This window comes from Pseudomonas sp. IT-347P, from assembly GCF_949768005.1.
Classification (GTDB): Bacteria; Pseudomonadota; Gammaproteobacteria; order Pseudomonadales; family Pseudomonadaceae; genus Aquipseudomonas.
In genome coordinates this window covers 458,471-474,825 of the sequence record NZ_CATKPQ010000044.1, presented here as the reverse complement: position 1 = coordinate 474,825, position 16,355 = coordinate 458,471, and the positions used below count along the sequence as shown (strand labels likewise).

The following is a 16,355-nucleotide window of genomic DNA, read 5'->3' as shown; positions in this document are numbered from 1 at the left end:
TTATTTATCAGCTGATGCTGATGGCCCTTTCGCGAGCAAGCTCGCTCCCACCATTTGGAATGCATTCCCATGTGGGAGCGAGCTTGCTCGCGAAGGCGGTTATGCAGTCGCCGCAGCCACTTCTGGCTCAACCACTGCAATCAAACCTTCCTTCATCAGCTGCGCATCGCGCACAAAACACCGCGCCGCCAGAAACAGAAAGACCATGGTCAAAAACAGCGCCACCGGAATCAGGTACATCGCATCATGCAGCCCGACAGCCTTGAACGCTTCGGTCATCTGCTCCGCCCCGGCCGCCGCCATCGCGGTATGCGCAAAATGATCGGACAGACCACCGACCACCACCGGCCCCAAGCCACCGCCGAGCAGATACAAACCGGCAAAGAACAACGCCATCGCCGTCGCCCGCAAACGTGGTTCGACCACATCCTGAATTGCCGTGTAAACACAGGTGTAGAAGTTGTAGGCAAACAGCCAACCAACACTGAACACCGCGACAAATACACCAATCTCGATCCGCCCGGCATGCAGTGCCCACGCCGTGCACAGGGTCGAGATGATCAGACTGAACGCCGCAAACAGCAGTCGCCCGTTGGCCACGCGCTGGTGAATCTTGTCGGCAATCCAGCCGCCGAGGGTCAACCCGATCAGCCCGGTCACGCCAACAATCATCCCGGTCGCTACGGCCGCTTCCTGCAACGGCATGAGGAAATAGCGCTGCAGCATCGGCACCAGAAACGAGTTGCAGGCATAGGTGGCGAAGTTGAAGCACAAACCGGCCATCACGAGCCAGAGAAAGGTCGGAACCGCCAGAATCCGGCGGATCGGCTTGTCGACTTTCTCTTGCGAAACCTGCACGGTCTCTGCTGCGCCGCGCTTCGGTTCTTTGATAAAGAACATGAAAATCGCCAGAAGCAGACCCGGCACCGCTGCAATAAAGAACGGCGCACGCCAGCTGTCAAACGCCTTCACCATCCAGCCAATGGTGAAGAACGCCAGCAACAGGCCTAACGGCAAACCGAGCATGAAAATGCCCATGGCCCGCGCCCGACGATGGGCCGGAAACAGATCACCGATCAGTGAATTGGCCGCCGGCGCATAACTGGCTTCGCCGATACCAATGCCCATGCGCACGATCAGAAAGCTCCAGAAACTGCCGACCAGGCCGTTGACCGCCGTCAGCGCACTCCACGTCGCCAGGCCCCAGCCCATCAGTTTGCTGCGCGAGCCGGTGTCGGCCATGCGCCCCAGCGGCAGACCGGCAATCGCGTAAACAATGGTAAACGCTGTACCGACGATGCCCAGTTGAAAGTCACTGAGGTGCCATTCCATGCGGATCGGTTCGATGATGATCGCCGGAATGGTGCGGTCGAAAAAGTTGAACAGGTTGGCCAGGAACAGCAGGAACAGAATGCGCCAGGCATTCGCCGCTTGGGTCGAGTTCTGCATGGGTCCGTCTCTTTATTGTTATAGGGCTTCACTGCCACCGCATCCGAGCCCGGAACCTGCAATCTAGTCAGCCCGGACCGGGCTGTCTGTGATCATTCGTCTGCCTGATATCGGCCCATGGCACTGTAACGAAACGTAAGCCCTTGATAAGCCTGCAATCCCCCGAAAACCGGGGCTTTTACGGCAAAATCCTGGCACAAAAAAATACTTTCGCGCCCCCCTTCCCAAGTCTGCGGCAAAGCCTAGAATGGCCGCCGGATCCGTCCGGATCTCCCGATCAATCCCTTTGATACCCTCGCCCATGTCCGAAGTCAGTCCGTGTCTGAATTGCGGTGCCTGCTGTTCCCATTTTCGCGTGTCTTTTTTCTGGGGTGAGTGTTCATCCGCTGGCGGTACGGTGCCCGATGAACTGGTGGCGCAGATCACCCCAAGCCGGGTGGCCATGATCGGCACCGACCGTAAACCGGCGCGCTGCATGTCCCTGGCGGGTGAGGTGGGTAGCGCCGTTGCCTGTACGATCTATGACAAACGCTCGAGTACCTGCCGCGAGTTCGAGGCGTCGTGGGAGAACGGCGAGCACAACCCCGACTGCGACAAGGCCCGTGCCGCCCACGGCCTGCCACCCTTGCCGCCACACTGGAACGACCTGCCGCTGGAGCGCATCGCCTGAGCCTTAGCGCGAATCGCTATGAGGCTAATGTCAAAATCATTACCGCCAATGTGCCACTACGCCTTACAGCCTGAAAACCGCCTCTATACTCCTTTCATTCGCCTGCGTTGATTGACGCACGGGCCAGATGAATCCGAGACGGGGCACGCTATGGAGTGGCTTGGTTTGCAGTTTGTTGCCGAGCTGCCGGCGGGCGGGCAGGTTCTCCTCGAATGCAGTCACAACCCTTTGCTGGTGATGGTGGCGTATCTGGTCGCCTGCGCCGCCAGTTTCGCCACCCTGGATATGGCTGAGCGCGTTGTACATGCCGAAGATCCGGGGTCACGGCGGATCTGGCGCTGGATCGGCGCGACCTGCCTGGCCGGTGGCATCTGGGCCATGCATTTCATCGGCATGCTGGCTTTCCAGACACCAATCGACATTCAGTACGACCTCGGCATCACCCTTTTCTCGCTGCTGATCGCCCTGCTCGCCTCCTGGCTGGCCATGCAGACCCTGAGCGAGGTGCAGCCAAGTGCGTTGCATTGCCTGAAAACCGCGTTGGTCATTGGCCTGGGCATCGCCGGCATGCATTACGTTGGCATGGCGGCCATGAAGTCGAGCGCTACGGCCTACTATCAGCCAGGACTGTTCGCGCTGTCGGTGGCGATCGCCATCGGCGCCAGTTTCGCCGCGCTCTGGGTCGCCCGCTATCTGAGCGAAGGCAACGGTGTGGCGCATCAGTTGCTCAAGTACAGCGCTGCGCTGATTCTCGGCGCCGGCATCATCAGCATGCACTTCACCGGCATGGCTGCGCTGGATCTGGTTCTTCCCCGGGGCGGTCTGATAACGGGTGGCGGCGATACCGGGCATCTGCAACTGGGCCTGACCGTGGCGCTGATCATCCTGCTGATCCTTGGCAGTGCAATCAGTGCGGCGCTGGCCGACAAGAAACTGCAGAACAAGGAAGAGGACCTGCGCCGGGTCAACGCCCTGCTCAGCCAGCTCGATCAGGCGCGCATGTCGCTGCAACAAGCGGCCAACTACGATGCCCTGACCAACCTGATCAACCGTCGCGGTTTCAACCAGATCTTTGCCGAAAAGCTCTGCCAGAAGACCACTGAAGGCGGCATGCTCGCGGTGATGTTTCTCGACATCGATCACTTCAAACGGATCAACGACAGCCTCGGCCATGACGCCGGTGACGAGTTGCTCAAGGTCATCGCCAACCACATCAAAGGTTCGGTGCGCAGCCATGAAGACGTGGTGGCCCGCTTCGGCGGCGACGAGTTCTGCATCCTCATCAACCTGCATGACCGCGAAGAAGCCCGGACCATGGCCCAGCGCATCATGCTCAAGATGAAAGAGCCGATCGAACTGGCCGGGCGCCGTATGGTGATGACCACCAGCATCGGCATCAGTCTGTTTCCGGAGGATGGCAGCACCTGCGAGGAACTGCTCAAGCACGCAGACCTGGCCTTGTATCAATCCAAAGGCGCGGGGCGCAACGGCCTGCACTTCTTCAGCGCCAACCTCAAGACCCGCGCCAGCTTCGAACTGCAACTGGAAGAAGAATTGCGCCACGCCTTGCGCGAAGAAAACGGCCTGATGCTGTATTACCAACCGATCTTCGAACTGAAAACCGGTCGTGTCACCAAGCTTGAAGCGCTGATCCGCTGGCAGCATCCGCTGCACGGTTTGCTGACCCCGGATCGCTTTATCACCATCGCCGAAAATAACGGCCTGATCGCCGAGCTGGATAACTGGGTGCTGCGTCGGGCTTGCAAGGATCTGGGCGAATTGTCACGGCATGGCTGCGAAGAGCTGAAAATTGCCTGGAACTGCTCGCCGCTCAACCTCACCCGCGAAGAACTGGCCAACGAAATCGAAACGGCCTTGCGCACCGCCGGAGTGGCGCCGGAACGCCTGGAACTGGAAGTCACCGAGAATGCGCTGATGGGCAACATCGCCAACACCCTGGTGTTGCTGCGCCAGATTCGCGCCTTGGGGGTGTCATTGTCGATCGACGACTTCGGCACCGGCTATTCGTCGTTGGCCTACCTCAAACGCCTGCCGCTCAACACCCTGAAGATCGACCGTTCGTTCATCCTCGACATTCCCACGGCAACCGCCGACATGGAAATCGTCCAGGCGATCATTGTCATGGCGCACACCCTGCATTTACAGGTGGTGACCGAGGGCGTGGAAAGCCTGGAGCAGTACGAATTCCTTGAACGATCAGGCTGCGATTTCATTCAGGGTTACCTGCTCAGCCGCCCGGTGCCGCTGGACGAGCTGCGCCCGGTGCTGGAGGAAATCAATCAGCGCAAGCCTTCACACGCGCTCAATCCGTTGATGCTGGCGCGCGGTACATTTGCACCAGTGTCGCTGGATCCCGCGCCAAAAAGCCCTGCGCCCCATGCAGGCGCATCAGTTGTGCGGCCAATCCGCTGATCGGCGTCGCCGAGCCCTGTTCGCGGGAGAATTTGACGGCGGTGTCGAGATCCTTGAGCAAGGTGCGCACGTGCCATTTGACCGGTTCAAAGCGGCTTTCGGCCATTTGCGGAGCGAGGATCTGCAACGGTTTCGAGTCGGCAAAGCCACCCGCCAGCGCTTCAGCGATCAGGCTCGCGTCAACCCCGGCCTGTTCGGCCAACGCCACCACTTCGGCAATCACCAGCGCGTTGCAGGCGACAATCATCTGGTTGCAGGCCTTGGTCACCTGACCGGCACCGATGCCGCCCATGTGCGTGACGCGCTGACCGAGGTTGAGCAACACCGGGCGCACCCGCTCAAGATCTGCCGCTTCACCGCCCACCATGATCGCCAGACTGCCCGCCTCGGCTCCCACCACGCCGCCGGACACCGGTGAGTCCAGCCAGCTCATGCCGGTGTTCTGCGCCAATTCTGCCGCCATCGCGCGGGTGGCGGTCGGCTCAAGGCTGGAAAAATCCACCAGCAACTGACCTTTTTCCGCGCCTTCGGCGACACCCGCCGGGCCAAACACCACTTCGCGCACCACCGCCGTATCGGCCAGACACAACATCACCACGTCGGCGTGTTCGCACAGTTCAGCGGGGCTAGCGACCTGTCGGGCTCCGGCCGCGACCAGTGGCGCGCATTTGTCCGGGTTGCGATTCCACACGGTCAGCGGGTATCCCGCCGCCAACAAACGCCGGCACATGGGCAGGCCCATCAGACCGATTCCGGCGAATCCCAACGAAGGTAGCGTTGACATCATTTTGCCTCTTTTCGATTAAAGATCGCCGAATCATGGCCGATTCATCAACGATCAGGAAAGGATTCCCCCCAGCGACAGTCAGGCCAAAACCCTGATGCCCGGGTTCAATTCGCGCAAATAAAAGACGCGAGATCTTATTCCGTGAGGTTCGCAGGGCAGACCCGCGAGCCAACCCAGTCCAGGTACATGGCGCACAATGACTTCTAAAAACAATCCCGCCACTGCGGTAGCCGATCTGACGTTGAGCCCCGCCGCCAACAGCCCGTCATCGTCGAAGCCATCGGTCCCGTCACGTCCGCTGTCAACCCAGCAATACCTGTACTTCACCGAAACCAATACCGACCGCATCCTCGACAATCTCGATGGTCTGCGTGATCTGGTGTTTCCGCGCCCGCCGCACCTGGAAGGCGATAACGAACAGCACAACGACCAGGAATTTCCCTCGGTGTGCCTGATCGGCCTCGGTCGCTGCGGCTCCAACATCGCCCTCGATGTTGCGGAGCTGGTGTACAACGCGCGCAAGTTTTACCTCAACGAATTCAACAACGAAGACCGTGCGGCCGATCGGCGACTGGCCGACAAGGGCTACAGCCCGGCGCAGTGGATCAAGAACAACTTGCGCATCGGCCCGAACAAATCGAGCAAACCGGTGTTTCTGGTCGAACCGCTGGTGATGCTCGGTGACCTCGACAAGGACATTGCCGGGCGCATCCGTTTCTCGCGCAAGGGTGAGAAAAGCGGCTTCCTGCGCGACTACAGCAAAATGAAGATCATGGACTTGTCCGAAGTCCACGCCGGTGGCGCCGGTAACGCGCCGATCCTCGGCCAGTATCTGGCGAAGATCATCCTCAACAAGGACACCCAGCGTTTCTCCAGCCCTGACTGGAAAATGATCCACTCGTACCTGATCGACAGCTGCGGCATCAAGGCCAACCAGTCGCGCCTGTACTTCTCGATTTTCAGTGCCGGCGGCGGTACCGGTTCCGGCATGGCTTCGGAATTCGGTCTGGCCCAGCAGCACTCGTACATGAACAAGACGTTCGACACCAAGCCGATGGATGAGCATGACGGCAAGAGCGGTCATTCGTTCGTCTTCGAGCCGATCTTCACCAGCGGCATCTGCGTGCTGCCAAACATTTCCGATCACCGCAGCGAAATGTCCGAAGCGCTGCACATCAACGCCGGACGCCTGCTGTGCAAATACCTCTCGGAAGAATGGGATTTCTCCTACAACTTCGCTAATGAAGACAGCAGCGAAGCCAGCGTCATGGGCCGCATCCGCCCATGGAACGCGATGATGCTGATCTCCAACGACATCATGCGTTACGCCGAAGAGAGCGATGACGGCAACATCCAGAACATTGATGTCAATGCGATGGAAAAGCACGCCAACCAGTACATCTCGCAGCAGATCTTCAACATTCTGACGGCGCAGGCAGTCACCACTGACTACGACCAGAACTACTTCCGCCGCGCCGGCATCGACATCGGCGAAACCATTCGCCTCGATGCCAACGACCTGTTCATGAGCCTGGCCGGTCCGGTGGCGATCGCCTACGCCGAATCGGTGGTGCCGGAAACCCCGCCGCCAAGCAGCGACAAGTTCAAGGTGTTCGACAAAGAGCCGCAGCGCCTGAACATCGACGACCTGTTTTTCCGCTCGATCGACCTGCCGCACTTCAACAAAGTCACCCAGGCGATCGAAGGCATCAGCCTGCTACCGATCGAGTCCAAGCGTTATCGCGCTTCGCTCGAGCAATACAAAAACTCCGGCTACGACGCCGCAGCCCTGCACGATCTGCACTTCTTCAAGAACTGCTCGTCGGTGGTCTCGATCGTCTCGCTGCCGAAAGACTACAAACTGTCGTACATGGACCTGAACCGGTTGAAGACGCACCTCAACAGCCTGTTCCCCAACACCACGCTCAAGCGTTACGCGTTGGTGATCGGCGCCTCGGCCAACCTGTCGCTGACCACGTTGATCGCCAAGAGTCCGTGCCTGTCCGATGACTTCCTGACCCTGATCGTGGCGTTCATCAAGCGCTGCTTCGCGAAGAACCCGTACCGTTTCGACGACACCCTGGACAACTCGATCCTCGACTTCATCATCAATGAGGAATTCGACGAAGACCGCATCGACGACCTGCTCAACGAGTTCGAAAACCCGGCGAAGATCCTCGACACCAACTGGTATGCGATCAAACCGATGTACGAGAAGAAGTACCGCGAGCTGATCAACGACAAAGAGAAGTTTGTCTCGATCAACGACATTCGTCTGTCGCGCGATTGCGTGAAGAAGTCGATCAAGTACCTGCGCGAGATTTACCGTCACCGGATTGGCAAGACCAAGGTTATTTCGCTGAATAACCATACCGGCAAGTCTTTCTCGGTCTGACCGAGTCGCCCCCTTCGCGAGCAAGCTCGCTCCCACATTTGGAATGCAATCCTCTGTGGGAGCGAGCTTGCTCGCGAAGGGGCCGGTACATTCACTAAAGATTTCAGCCTTTCCAATATCCAGAAACAATTAAGCAGCCGTTAGGCTGCTTACTAAACTGTTCCCGTTACGTTTACGTCACCGTGAGGCGTGGTGTTTCTCCACGGCAAGGTGCCATCACGCTACTCCGCTACACACTTTCCGGAAACGGTCCTTCGCACCATCAAGGTGCATCAGTCGAAGTAACCGCCCTTTCCTGGATCAGAATCCACGGCGAAACCACCACGGCCCAGAGTTGCGGATCACGTTCAAAAATATCCAGCGCCCGCGTTTCAGACAGCTTGGTGACCTTGTCTTCGGCCAGCCAGGCAGCCACTTTCTCGCCATCATCCGAGGCCACAGCCTCGGCGGCAGCGATCAAATCCAGCGCAGGGTCGACCCACAATAGGGCACCCTTGGCGAAGAACGGCTCCAACTCTTTCCAGGTAATAGATGCGGTTTCACCAAGCAGCTTGGCATAGAGGGTGCTAGGTTCTTGATTCATGGGTGCTGTCCGGAAAAGAAATCGACGCGAATGATAACGTCGGTGGTCCGCCAGAAAAACCCGGTTGCAAATGGCTGCACCGAACGAAAAGAGCAGGAACGCCAGGGAATGCTGCTGATTGGGCTATATGCCCACGAACGCCCCGCCGCAATTCTGTCTTTTTCATTCAAAAATGCGACACCCCCAAGTTTTGCCCCTCGGCGCCCGCTTCCCAGGCTGACAACCGGCGCTCTACACTGTACCGGTACAGTTGCCGGGGGCATTTCCGGAGGGTATCGCAAAGATATCTGACCCGGTTCTGCTGCTACGGCGCCAGAACTCAAAAAAATTACAACAGTAAGAGTGGAGCACTATGACTAAGGCTACTAAGCAGATTTCCAAACTGTTTGCCGCTATGGTTCTGGCCGGGGTTGCCAGCCATTCGTTCGCAGCTGACACCATCAAAATCGGGATCGCCGGTCCTAAAACCGGTCCAGTAGCCCAGTACGGCGACATGCAGTTCAGTGGCGCCAAAATGGCCATCGAACAAATCAACGCCAAGGGCGGCGTCGCTGGCAAGAAACTCGAAGCCGTTGAATACGACGATGCCTGCGATCCAAAACAAGCCGTAGCGGTCGCGAACAAGGTCGTCAACGACGGCGTCAAGTTCGTGGTCGGTCACCTGTGCTCCAGCTCCACTCAACCGGCTTCGGACATCTACGAAGACGAAGGCGTGATCATGATCACCCCGGCTGCCACCAGCCCGGACATCACCGCCCGTGGTTACAAAATGGTCTTCCGCACCATCGGTCTGGACAGCGCCCAGGGCCCTGCCGCCGGTAACTACATTGCCGATCACGTCAAACCTAAAATCGTGGCGGTCCTGCACGACAAGCAGCAATACGGTGAAGGCATCGCCACTGCCGTCAAAGCCACCCTCGAGAAGAAAGGCACCAAAGTTGCCGTGTTCGAAGGCGTCAACGCCGGCGACAAGGACTTCTCCTCGATCATCGCCAAACTCAAGCAAGCCAACGTCGACTTCGTTTACTACGGCGGCTACCACCCGGAGCTGGGTCTGATCCTGCGTCAGTCCGCTGAAAAAGGCCTGAAAGCCAAGTTCATGGGTCCGGAAGGCGTGGGTAACGACTCCATTTCGCAGATCGCCAAAGACGCTTCCGAAGGTCTGCTGGTAACCCTGCCGAAGTCCTTCGACCAGGATCCAGCGAACGTTGCCCTGGCTGATGCATTCAAGGCGAAGAAAGAAGACCCGAGCGGCCCGTTCGTGTTCCCTTCCTATTCGGCGGTTGAAGTGATTGCCGGCGGTATCACCGCGGCCAAATCCGAAGACCCGGCCAAAGTGGCCGAAGCCATTCACGCTGGCACCTTCAAAACCCCGACTGGCGACCTGAGCTTCGACGCCAAGGGCGACCTGAAGGACTTCAAATTCGTGGTGTACGAGTGGCACTTCGGCAAACCGAAAACTGAAGTTTCGCCTCAGTAAGGCGCGCCCTGACTGACTGCCAATAAAGCCCACGGCGTGCCGTGGGCTTTGTTTTACGAATGTATGGGCCGCGCTGGCGTGATCCGCCAGTCTCCCCACCTGAAAATCTCAAAACCGTCATCAGCGGTTCGCTGGCAAAACCCGGATTCGAAGTGGATAGAGATCCACGGGGCCGGGCGGGAAAATGACTCCACCAGTGAAATGCGTATCAGGTTTTTAGGAGCGTTGTAATGCCTGACCTCTATCACTTCTTCCAGCAGCTGGTTAATGGTCTGACCATTGGCAGCACGTATGCCCTGATTGCCATCGGCTATACGATGGTTTACGGCATCATTGGAATGATCAACTTCGCCCACGGCGAGGTGTACATGATCGGTTCTTACGTGGCGTTCATCGCCATCGCCGGGCTGGCCATGATGGGAATCGACAACGTCCCGCTGTTGATGACCGCAGCCTTCATCGCGAGCATCGTTGTCACCAGTTCGTACGGCTACAGCATCGAACGGATCGCCTACCGCCCGCTGCGCGGCAGCAACCGTCTGATCCCGCTGATTTCCGCCATCGGTATGTCGATCTTCCTGCAGAACACGGTTCTGCTGGCGCAAGACTCCAAGGACAAATCCATCCCCAACCTGATCCCCGGGAACATTTCCTTCGGGCCAGGTGGCGCACATGAAGTGCTGATTTCCTACATGCAGATCGTAGTGTTCGTGGTGACCCTGGTCGCCATGCTCGGCCTGACGCTGTTCATCTCCCGCTCTCGTCTGGGTCGCGCCTGCCGCGCCTGTGCCGAGGACATCAAGATGGCCAACCTGCTCGGCATCAACACCAACAACATCATCGCCCTGACCTTCGTCATTGGTGCTGCGCTGGCGGCCATTGCGGCTGTGCTGCTGAGCATGCAATACGGCGTGATCAACCCGAACGCCGGTTTCCTCGTCGGCCTCAAAGCCTTCACCGCTGCGGTACTCGGCGGCATCGGCAGCATCCCCGGCGCCATGCTCGGCGGGTTGGTGCTTGGGGTGGCGGAAGCCTTTGGTGCCGATATCTTCGGTGACCAGTACAAGGACGTCGTGGCTTTCGGCTTGTTGGTTCTGGTGCTGTTGTTCCGTCCGACCGGCATTCTGGGCCGTCCGGAGGTTGAGAAAGTATGACTAGGAATCTTAAACAGGCACTGTTCAGTGCCTTGCTGGTGTGGGCTGTGGCCTACCCGGTACTCGGTCTGAAACTGACCATCGTCGGCATCAACCTCGAAGTGCACAACACCAGCCCGATGATTCTGGCGACCATCGCCATCTGCTCGGTGCTGATGTTCCTGCGGGTGCTGTTCAACCAGCAAATCAGCAAGGCCTGGAATTCCTCGCCGGGCATGCCGCTGATCCCGGCAAAGGCGAGCAACTTTCTGACCCTGCCGACCACCCAACGCTACTTCATCATTGCGCTGATCATCGGTGCGCTGGTGTGGCCGTTCTTCGGTTCGCGTGGTGCGGTGGACATCGCGACGCTGATCCTGATCTACGTGATGCTCGGCCTCGGCCTGAACATCGTCGTGGGTCTGGCCGGTCTGCTCGACCTCGGTTACGTCGGCTTTTACGCCGTCGGCGCTTACAGCTACGCGCTGCTGTCGCATTACTATGGCCTGAGCTTCTGGATCTGCCTGCCGATTGCCGGCCTGATGGCGGCGACGTTCGGCTTCCTGCTGGGCTTCCCGGTGTTGCGTCTGCGCGGTGACTATCTGGCGATCGTGACCCTCGGCTTCGGCGAGATCATCCGTCTGTTCCTGCGTAACCTGACCGACATCACCGGTGGCCCGAACGGCATCAGCAACATCGAGAAACCGACGTTCTTCGGCCTGACCTTCGAACGTAAAGCCGCAGAAGGTCTGCAAACCTTCCACGAGTACTTCGGCCTCGAATACAACTCGATCAACAAGGTGATTTTCCTTTACCTGGTTGCGTTGTTGCTGGCGCTGGCGGCGCTGTTCATCATCAACCGCCTGCTGCGCATGCCGATCGGCCGTGCGTGGGAAGCGCTGCGTGAAGATGAAATCGCCTGCCGTGCACTGGGTCTGAATCCGACCGTGATCAAGCTGTCGGCCTTCACCCTCGGTGCGAGCTTCGCCGGTTTCGCCGGCAGCTTCTTCGCCGCCCGTCAGGGTCTGGTGACCCCGGAGTCGTTCACCTTCATCGAGTCGGCGATCATCCTCGCCATCGTCGTGCTGGGTGGCATGGGCTCGCAGCTGGGCGTGATCCTGGCCGCCGTGGTGATGATCCTGTTGCCGGAAATGATGCGTGAGTTCAGCGAGTACCGCATGTTGATGTTCGGTGCGCTGATGGTGTTGATGATGATCTGGCGTCCACAAGGTCTGCTGCCGATGCAACGCCCACACATGGAGTTGCGCAAATGAGCCGCGAGATCCTTAAAGTCGAAAACCTGAGCATGCGCTTCGGCGGTTTGCTCGCGGTCAACGGTGTGGCCCTGACCGTCAAGGAGAAACAGGTGGTTGCACTGATCGGCCCGAACGGCGCGGGCAAGACCACCGTGTTCAACTGCCTGACCGGTTTCTATCAGCCGACTGGCGGCAGCATCCTGCTCGACGGCGAGCCGATCCAAGGCCTGCCGGGCCACAAGATCGCCCTCAAAGGCGTGGTGCGCACCTTCCAGAACGTGCGTTTGTTCAAGGACATGACCGCGGTCGAGAACCTGTTGATCGCCCAGCACCGTCACTTGAACACCAACTTCCTGGCGGGTCTGTTCAAGACCCCGGCGTTCCGCAAGAGCGAGCGCGAGGCCATGGAGTTTGCCGAGTACTGGCTGGAAAAGGTCAACCTCAAAGAGTTCGCCAACCGTACCGCCGGCACCCTGGCCTACGGTCAGCAACGGCGTCTGGAAATCGCCCGCTGCATGATGACCCGTCCGCGGATCCTCATGCTCGACGAACCGGCGGCCGGTCTGAACCCGAAGGAAACCGAAGACCTCAAGGCGCTGATCAGCGTGCTGCGCGAAGAGCACAACGTGACGGTGCTGCTGATCGAACACGACATGAAACTGGTCATGAGCATTTCCGACCACATCGTCGTGATCAACCAGGGCACGCCTCTGGCCGACGGCACGCCGGAACAGATCCGCGACAATCCTGAAGTGATCAAAGCCTACCTGGGGGAAGCGTAAATGCTGCAGTTCGAAAACGTTTCCACCTTCTACGGCAAGATCCAGGCCCTGCACAGCGTCAACGTCGAAGTCCGTCAGGGCGAGATCGTGACCCTCATCGGCGCCAACGGTGCCGGCAAGTCCACGCTGCTGATGACGCTCTGCGGTTCGCCGCAAGCGCACAGCGGCAGCATCCGCTACATGGGTGAGGAACTGGTCGGCCAGGACTCGTCGCAGATCATGCGCAAGAGCATCGCGGTGGTGCCGGAAGGTCGTCGGGTGTTTGCCCGTCTGACCGTTGAAGAAAACCTGTCCATGGGCGGCTTCTTCACCGACAAGGGCGACTATCAGGAGCAAATGGACAAGGTTCTCGGCCTGTTCCCGCGCCTGAAAGAGCGCTTCAACCAGCGCGGCGGCACCATGTCCGGCGGCGAACAGCAAATGCTCGCCATCGGCCGTGCGCTGATGAGCAAGCCCAAACTGCTGCTGCTCGACGAACCGTCGCTGGGCCTGGCACCGATCATCATCCAGCAGATCTTCGACATCATCGAACAGCTGCGCAAGGACGGTGTGACGGTGTTCCTGGTCGAGCAGAACGCCAACCAGGCGCTGAAAATCGCCGACCGCGCCTACGTTCTGGAGAACGGCCGCGTAGTCATGCAAGGCACCGGTGAAGCGCTGCTGACCGATCCGAAAGTACGTGAGGCGTATCTCGGCGGTTGATGCATTTCGCCAAAAAAGAAACGGCCTTCGGGCCGTTTTTTTGTGCCTGTACGACTTTCGGATTCTCCAACACTCCTGCAGGCTTTTGGGTTTTACCAAAAAGATTTTGAGCGGGCTGTAACGCATCGCCACCTCGTTTCTCTAGAGGGACAAGCAAGCGCAATAGCGCTTGTAAAAACCCTGACCAAGACTGGAGAAACATCATGACTGCTACCACCCGCACCCTGTCCGTCACCGCCCTGGTTCTGGCCCTCGGTTCCGCTCTGAGCATCGCCACTGTTTCCACTGCCCAGGCCGCCGACGCCAACATGGAAAAATGCTTCGGCGTGGCCATGAAAGGCAAAAACGATTGCGCCGCCGGTGCAGGCACTACCTGTGCCGGCACGTCGAAAATGGACTACCAGGCCAATGCCTGGAAACTCGTTCCGAAAGGCACTTGCGCCACCACCGAGAGCAAGACCTCGCCGACCGGTTTCGGCCAGATGGAAGCGTTCAAAGCCAAATCCTGATCGTTGGCCTGCCTGAGTGACGACCATGCTCACCCTCAATGACCATGCCCACTCCCGCACTCAGGCAGCCCTTACCGGGCTTCCGGCCCGTGCCGGGTTAGGGCTCAAGACCGGGCACTTTCGTGAAGTGCTCGGTTCTCGCCCCGACATAGGTTTCTTTGAAGTCCACGCCGAAAACTACATGGTCGACGGCGGTCCGTTTCATCATTTTCTCGGTTTGATCCGCGAGCAGTATCCGCTGTCGTTGCACGGTGTCGGCTTGTCCATCGGCGCTGAGGGGCCGCTGGACGCTCAGCATCTGCAACGCCTGAAGGTGCTGATCGAGCGCTATCAACCACAATCCTTTTCCGAACATCTGGCCTGGTCGAGCCACGGCCCGGTGTTTCTCAATGACCTGCTGCCGCTGGCCTATGACACAACGACGCTGGACCGCGTCTGCGCGCATATCGATCAGGTGCAGAACACGCTTCAACGGCCAATGCTGCTGGAGAATCCGGCGACCTATCTGGCGTTCAAGCGCTCAACAATCGATGAGGCAGATTTCATCGCCGAGGTCGTGCGCCGCAGCGGCTGTGGCCTGTTGCTCGACGTCAACAACGTCTACGTTTCCTGCGTGAACCATCAGCGGGATCCGCTGGCGTATCTCGATGCCCTACCCTTGCACAGGGTTGGCGAGATTCATCTGGCCGGGTTCGCCGAAGATGGCGACAGCCTCGGTGACCGTTTGCTGATCGATGATCACGGCGCGCCAATCGATCAAGCCGTCTGGGATTTGTACCGACAAGTACTGCAGCGCATCGGCCCGCTGGCGACATTGATCGAACGCGACAATCAAGTGCCGGCGTTTGAGGTGCTACTGGCGGAAGCTCAGCAAGCTGATGCGCTGTTGCTGAATGCCGGAGGCCGCACATGAGCACTCAACGCGCTTTCACTGCCGCGCTCATCGACACGCGACTGCCCTGCCCTGAAGGTCTGTGCAGTGCCAACGGCGCTGATCCGGCGAGCCGTTTCGCGGTTTATCGCAACAACGTGCAAGGCTCACTGATCAATGCGTTGGGCGACAGCTATCCGGCGGTTGCGCAATTGGTGGGCGAAGATTTCTTCCGTGCCATGGCGGCCATTTTCGTACAGCAGCAACCGCCGCAGAGTCCGTTGATGAGCCGCTATGGCGAGACATTTGCGGACTTCATTGCAGCGTTTGAACCGGCCGGCGGCGTGCATTATCTGGCAGACGTAGCTCGCCTCGAGCACCTGCGCACCCTCGCCTATCACGCTGCCGATGCCCTGCCCGTCCGGCCAGAAGAAATCACCGCAGCACTGACTGATGCGCAAACGCTGAGTGAACTGCGCCTCGAATTTCATCCCTCCCTGCATCTGCTCGACTCGGACTTTGCCGTGGTTGCGATCTGGGCTGCACATCAACACGACGCGACGCTGGAGCGCGTCGACGTCAACCAGGGTCAACATGCACTGGTGTTGCGCAATGACCTGGACGTCGAAGTGTTTGCCCTCGCCCCCGGCGCCAGCAGGTTTATCCGCAACCTGATCGATGGCCAGCCACTGCTGGCAGCGGCTCAGAACAGTACTGATTTCGACCTCGCGCAAACCCTCGGCCTACTGATCTCGCGCAACGTCATTTGCCACTTGGATAACAAGGAACTGCCATGAAAACGCTCATCACCCGCGCCATCGCGCTGCTGGAAAAAATCCCCCACAGCCTGATCGCGTTCCTTGCGCGTTTTTCGATCGCAGCAGTGTTCTGGAAATCAGGACAAACCAAGGTTGAAGGCCTGGCCATCGACCTGATCGACGGCACTTTTCAACTCGGCTGGCCACGTTTGGCCGACTCGACGATTCCACTGTTTGAAAGCGAATACCACGTGCCGCTGCTGTCGCCGGAGATTGCCGCGCACATGGCGGCGTTCGCCGAGCATTTTTTTCCGTTGCTGATCCTGATTGGCTTCGCTACACGATTTTCCGCGCTGGCGCTGTTGGGCATGACCCTGACCATTCAACTGTTCGTGTATCCCGATGCCTATCCGACTCACGGCACCTGGGTGGCGGTGTTGTTGTATTTGATGGCGACGGGGCCGGGCAAGTTGTCGATTGATCATCTGATTGCTCGCCGTTTCGCAAAATAAACAAAATCCTTGTGGGAGCGAGCCTGCTCGCGAAT

General features: G+C 58.9%; 15 protein-coding genes. 12 read left to right on the top strand and 3 right to left on the bottom strand.

Annotated features, from left to right (window positions below; all coding sequences use genetic code 11):
- Nucleotides 1-99: 99 nt before the first annotated feature.
- Nucleotides 100-1,449 carry a spinster family MFS transporter gene (locus ACM6IV_RS18500; protein ID WP_414871092.1) on the bottom strand — a complete coding sequence of 450 codons (1,350 nt, stop codon included), beginning with the start codon at nt 1,447-1,449 and terminating at the stop codon, nt 100-102.
- A gap of 301 nt (nt 1,450-1,750) precedes the next feature.
- Here ACM6IV_RS18500 and ACM6IV_RS18495 point away from each other — a divergent pair, with 301 nt between their 5' ends.
- On the top strand, nt 1,751-2,119 hold the full coding sequence (locus tag ACM6IV_RS18495) for a YkgJ family cysteine cluster protein (protein WP_414871091.1): 369 nt from the start codon (nt 1,751-1,753) through the stop codon (nt 2,117-2,119).
- 150 nt (nt 2,120-2,269) lie between these two features.
- The gene (locus ACM6IV_RS18490; RefSeq protein ID WP_414871090.1) at nt 2,270-4,552 is read left to right on the top strand and encodes a putative bifunctional diguanylate cyclase/phosphodiesterase; all 2,283 of its coding nucleotides are present in this window, start codon (nt 2,270-2,272) and stop codon (nt 4,550-4,552) included.
- Here the strand turns inward: ACM6IV_RS18490 and ACM6IV_RS18485 are convergent.
- Nucleotides 4,443-5,339 carry an NAD(P)-dependent oxidoreductase gene (locus ACM6IV_RS18485; RefSeq protein ID WP_414871089.1) on the bottom strand — a complete coding sequence of 299 codons (897 nt, stop codon included), beginning with the start codon at nt 5,337-5,339 and terminating at the stop codon, nt 4,443-4,445. The two genes, ACM6IV_RS18490 and ACM6IV_RS18485, sit on opposite strands and share 110 nt — an antisense overlap.
- 196 nt (nt 5,340-5,535) lie before the next feature.
- On the opposite strand from ACM6IV_RS18485, the gene ACM6IV_RS18480 reads away from it, so the two are divergent.
- Nucleotides 5,536-7,734, top strand: a complete 2,199-nt coding sequence (locus tag ACM6IV_RS18480; protein WP_414871088.1) for a hypothetical protein — start codon at nt 5,536-5,538, stop codon at nt 7,732-7,734.
- 262 nt (nt 7,735-7,996) lie between these two features.
- On the opposite strand, the gene ACM6IV_RS18475 is transcribed toward ACM6IV_RS18480, so the two are convergent.
- Entirely contained in the window at nt 7,997-8,317 is a 321-nt protein-coding gene (locus ACM6IV_RS18475) for a DUF2288 domain-containing protein (protein ID WP_414871087.1), read from the bottom strand.
- A 352-nt stretch (nt 8,318-8,669) separates the two neighbouring features.
- On the opposite strand from ACM6IV_RS18475, the gene ACM6IV_RS18470 reads away from it, so the two are divergent.
- The 9 genes from ACM6IV_RS18470 to ACM6IV_RS18430 all read left to right on the top strand — a co-directional run bounded on the left by ACM6IV_RS18470 (nt 8,670) and on the right by ACM6IV_RS18430 (nt 16,320).
- On the top strand, nt 8,670-9,797 hold the full coding sequence (locus ACM6IV_RS18470; protein WP_414871086.1) for a branched-chain amino acid ABC transporter substrate-binding protein: 1,128 nt from the start codon (nt 8,670-8,672) through the stop codon (nt 9,795-9,797).
- 230 nt (nt 9,798-10,027) lie between these two features.
- Complete coding sequence (gene livH, locus ACM6IV_RS18465) at nt 10,028-10,951, top strand: high-affinity branched-chain amino acid ABC transporter permease LivH (protein WP_034154997.1); 924 nt, start codon at nt 10,028-10,030, stop codon at nt 10,949-10,951.
- Nucleotides 10,948-12,204 carry a high-affinity branched-chain amino acid ABC transporter permease LivM gene (locus ACM6IV_RS18460; RefSeq protein ID WP_250603347.1) on the top strand — a complete coding sequence of 419 codons (1,257 nt, stop codon included), beginning with the start codon at nt 10,948-10,950 and terminating at the stop codon, nt 12,202-12,204. The genes livH and ACM6IV_RS18460 overlap by 4 nt, the downstream gene beginning before the upstream one ends.
- Nucleotides 12,201-12,968: a high-affinity branched-chain amino acid ABC transporter ATP-binding protein LivG gene (gene livG / locus ACM6IV_RS18455; RefSeq protein ID WP_077571419.1), complete on the top strand. Its 768-nt coding sequence runs from the start codon at nt 12,201-12,203 to the stop codon at nt 12,966-12,968. The genes ACM6IV_RS18460 and livG overlap by 4 nt, the downstream gene beginning before the upstream one ends.
- On the top strand, nt 12,969-13,670 hold the full coding sequence (locus ACM6IV_RS18450; RefSeq protein WP_003222380.1) for an ABC transporter ATP-binding protein: 702 nt from the start codon (nt 12,969-12,971) through the stop codon (nt 13,668-13,670).
- A gap of 203 nt (nt 13,671-13,873) precedes the next feature.
- Nucleotides 13,874-14,179: a DUF2282 domain-containing protein gene (locus tag ACM6IV_RS18445; RefSeq protein WP_414871085.1), complete on the top strand. Its 306-nt coding sequence runs from the start codon at nt 13,874-13,876 to the stop codon at nt 14,177-14,179.
- Between the two features lie 25 nt (nt 14,180-14,204).
- Nucleotides 14,205-15,092, top strand: coding sequence for a DUF692 domain-containing protein (locus ACM6IV_RS18440; RefSeq protein WP_414871084.1), 888 nt, complete (start codon nt 14,205-14,207; stop codon nt 15,090-15,092).
- Nucleotides 15,089-15,847, top strand: a complete 759-nt coding sequence (locus tag ACM6IV_RS18435; RefSeq protein WP_414871083.1) for a DUF2063 domain-containing protein — start codon at nt 15,089-15,091, stop codon at nt 15,845-15,847. The genes ACM6IV_RS18440 and ACM6IV_RS18435 overlap by 4 nt, the downstream gene beginning before the upstream one ends.
- Nucleotides 15,844-16,320: a DoxX family protein gene (locus ACM6IV_RS18430; protein ID WP_414871082.1), complete on the top strand. Its 477-nt coding sequence runs from the start codon at nt 15,844-15,846 to the stop codon at nt 16,318-16,320. Before ACM6IV_RS18435 ends, ACM6IV_RS18430 begins: the two co-directional genes overlap by 4 nt.
- Nucleotides 16,321-16,355: the final 35 nt, after the last annotated feature.

What these genes read in the sequence shown, in the direction of transcription:
- ACM6IV_RS18500 (WP_414871092.1), bottom strand. Translation starts at nt 1,449, where the DNA reads ATGCAGAACTCGACCCAAGCGGCGAATGCCTGGCGCATTCTGTTCCTG.
- ACM6IV_RS18495 (WP_414871091.1), top strand. Translation starts at nt 1,751, where the DNA reads ATGTCCGAAGTCAGTCCGTGTCTGAATTGCGGTGCCTGCTGTTCCCAT.
- ACM6IV_RS18490 (WP_414871090.1), top strand. Translation starts at nt 2,270, where the DNA reads ATGGAGTGGCTTGGTTTGCAGTTTGTTGCCGAGCTGCCGGCGGGCGGG.
- ACM6IV_RS18485 (WP_414871089.1), bottom strand. Translation starts at nt 5,339, where the DNA reads ATGATGTCAACGCTACCTTCGTTGGGATTCGCCGGAATCGGTCTGATG.
- ACM6IV_RS18480 (WP_414871088.1), top strand. Translation starts at nt 5,536, where the DNA reads ATGACTTCTAAAAACAATCCCGCCACTGCGGTAGCCGATCTGACGTTG.
- ACM6IV_RS18475 (WP_414871087.1), bottom strand. Translation starts at nt 8,317, where the DNA reads ATGAATCAAGAACCTAGCACCCTCTATGCCAAGCTGCTTGGTGAAACC.
- ACM6IV_RS18470 (WP_414871086.1), top strand. Translation starts at nt 8,670, where the DNA reads ATGACTAAGGCTACTAAGCAGATTTCCAAACTGTTTGCCGCTATGGTT.
- livH (WP_034154997.1), top strand. Translation starts at nt 10,028, where the DNA reads ATGCCTGACCTCTATCACTTCTTCCAGCAGCTGGTTAATGGTCTGACC.
- ACM6IV_RS18460 (WP_250603347.1), top strand. Translation starts at nt 10,948, where the DNA reads ATGACTAGGAATCTTAAACAGGCACTGTTCAGTGCCTTGCTGGTGTGG.
- livG (WP_077571419.1), top strand. Translation starts at nt 12,201, where the DNA reads ATGAGCCGCGAGATCCTTAAAGTCGAAAACCTGAGCATGCGCTTCGGC.
- ACM6IV_RS18450 (WP_003222380.1), top strand. Translation starts at nt 12,969, where the DNA reads ATGCTGCAGTTCGAAAACGTTTCCACCTTCTACGGCAAGATCCAGGCC.
- ACM6IV_RS18445 (WP_414871085.1), top strand. Translation starts at nt 13,874, where the DNA reads ATGACTGCTACCACCCGCACCCTGTCCGTCACCGCCCTGGTTCTGGCC.
- ACM6IV_RS18440 (WP_414871084.1), top strand. Translation starts at nt 14,205, where the DNA reads ATGCTCACCCTCAATGACCATGCCCACTCCCGCACTCAGGCAGCCCTT.
- ACM6IV_RS18435 (WP_414871083.1), top strand. Translation starts at nt 15,089, where the DNA reads ATGAGCACTCAACGCGCTTTCACTGCCGCGCTCATCGACACGCGACTG.
- ACM6IV_RS18430 (WP_414871082.1), top strand. Translation starts at nt 15,844, where the DNA reads ATGAAAACGCTCATCACCCGCGCCATCGCGCTGCTGGAAAAAATCCCC.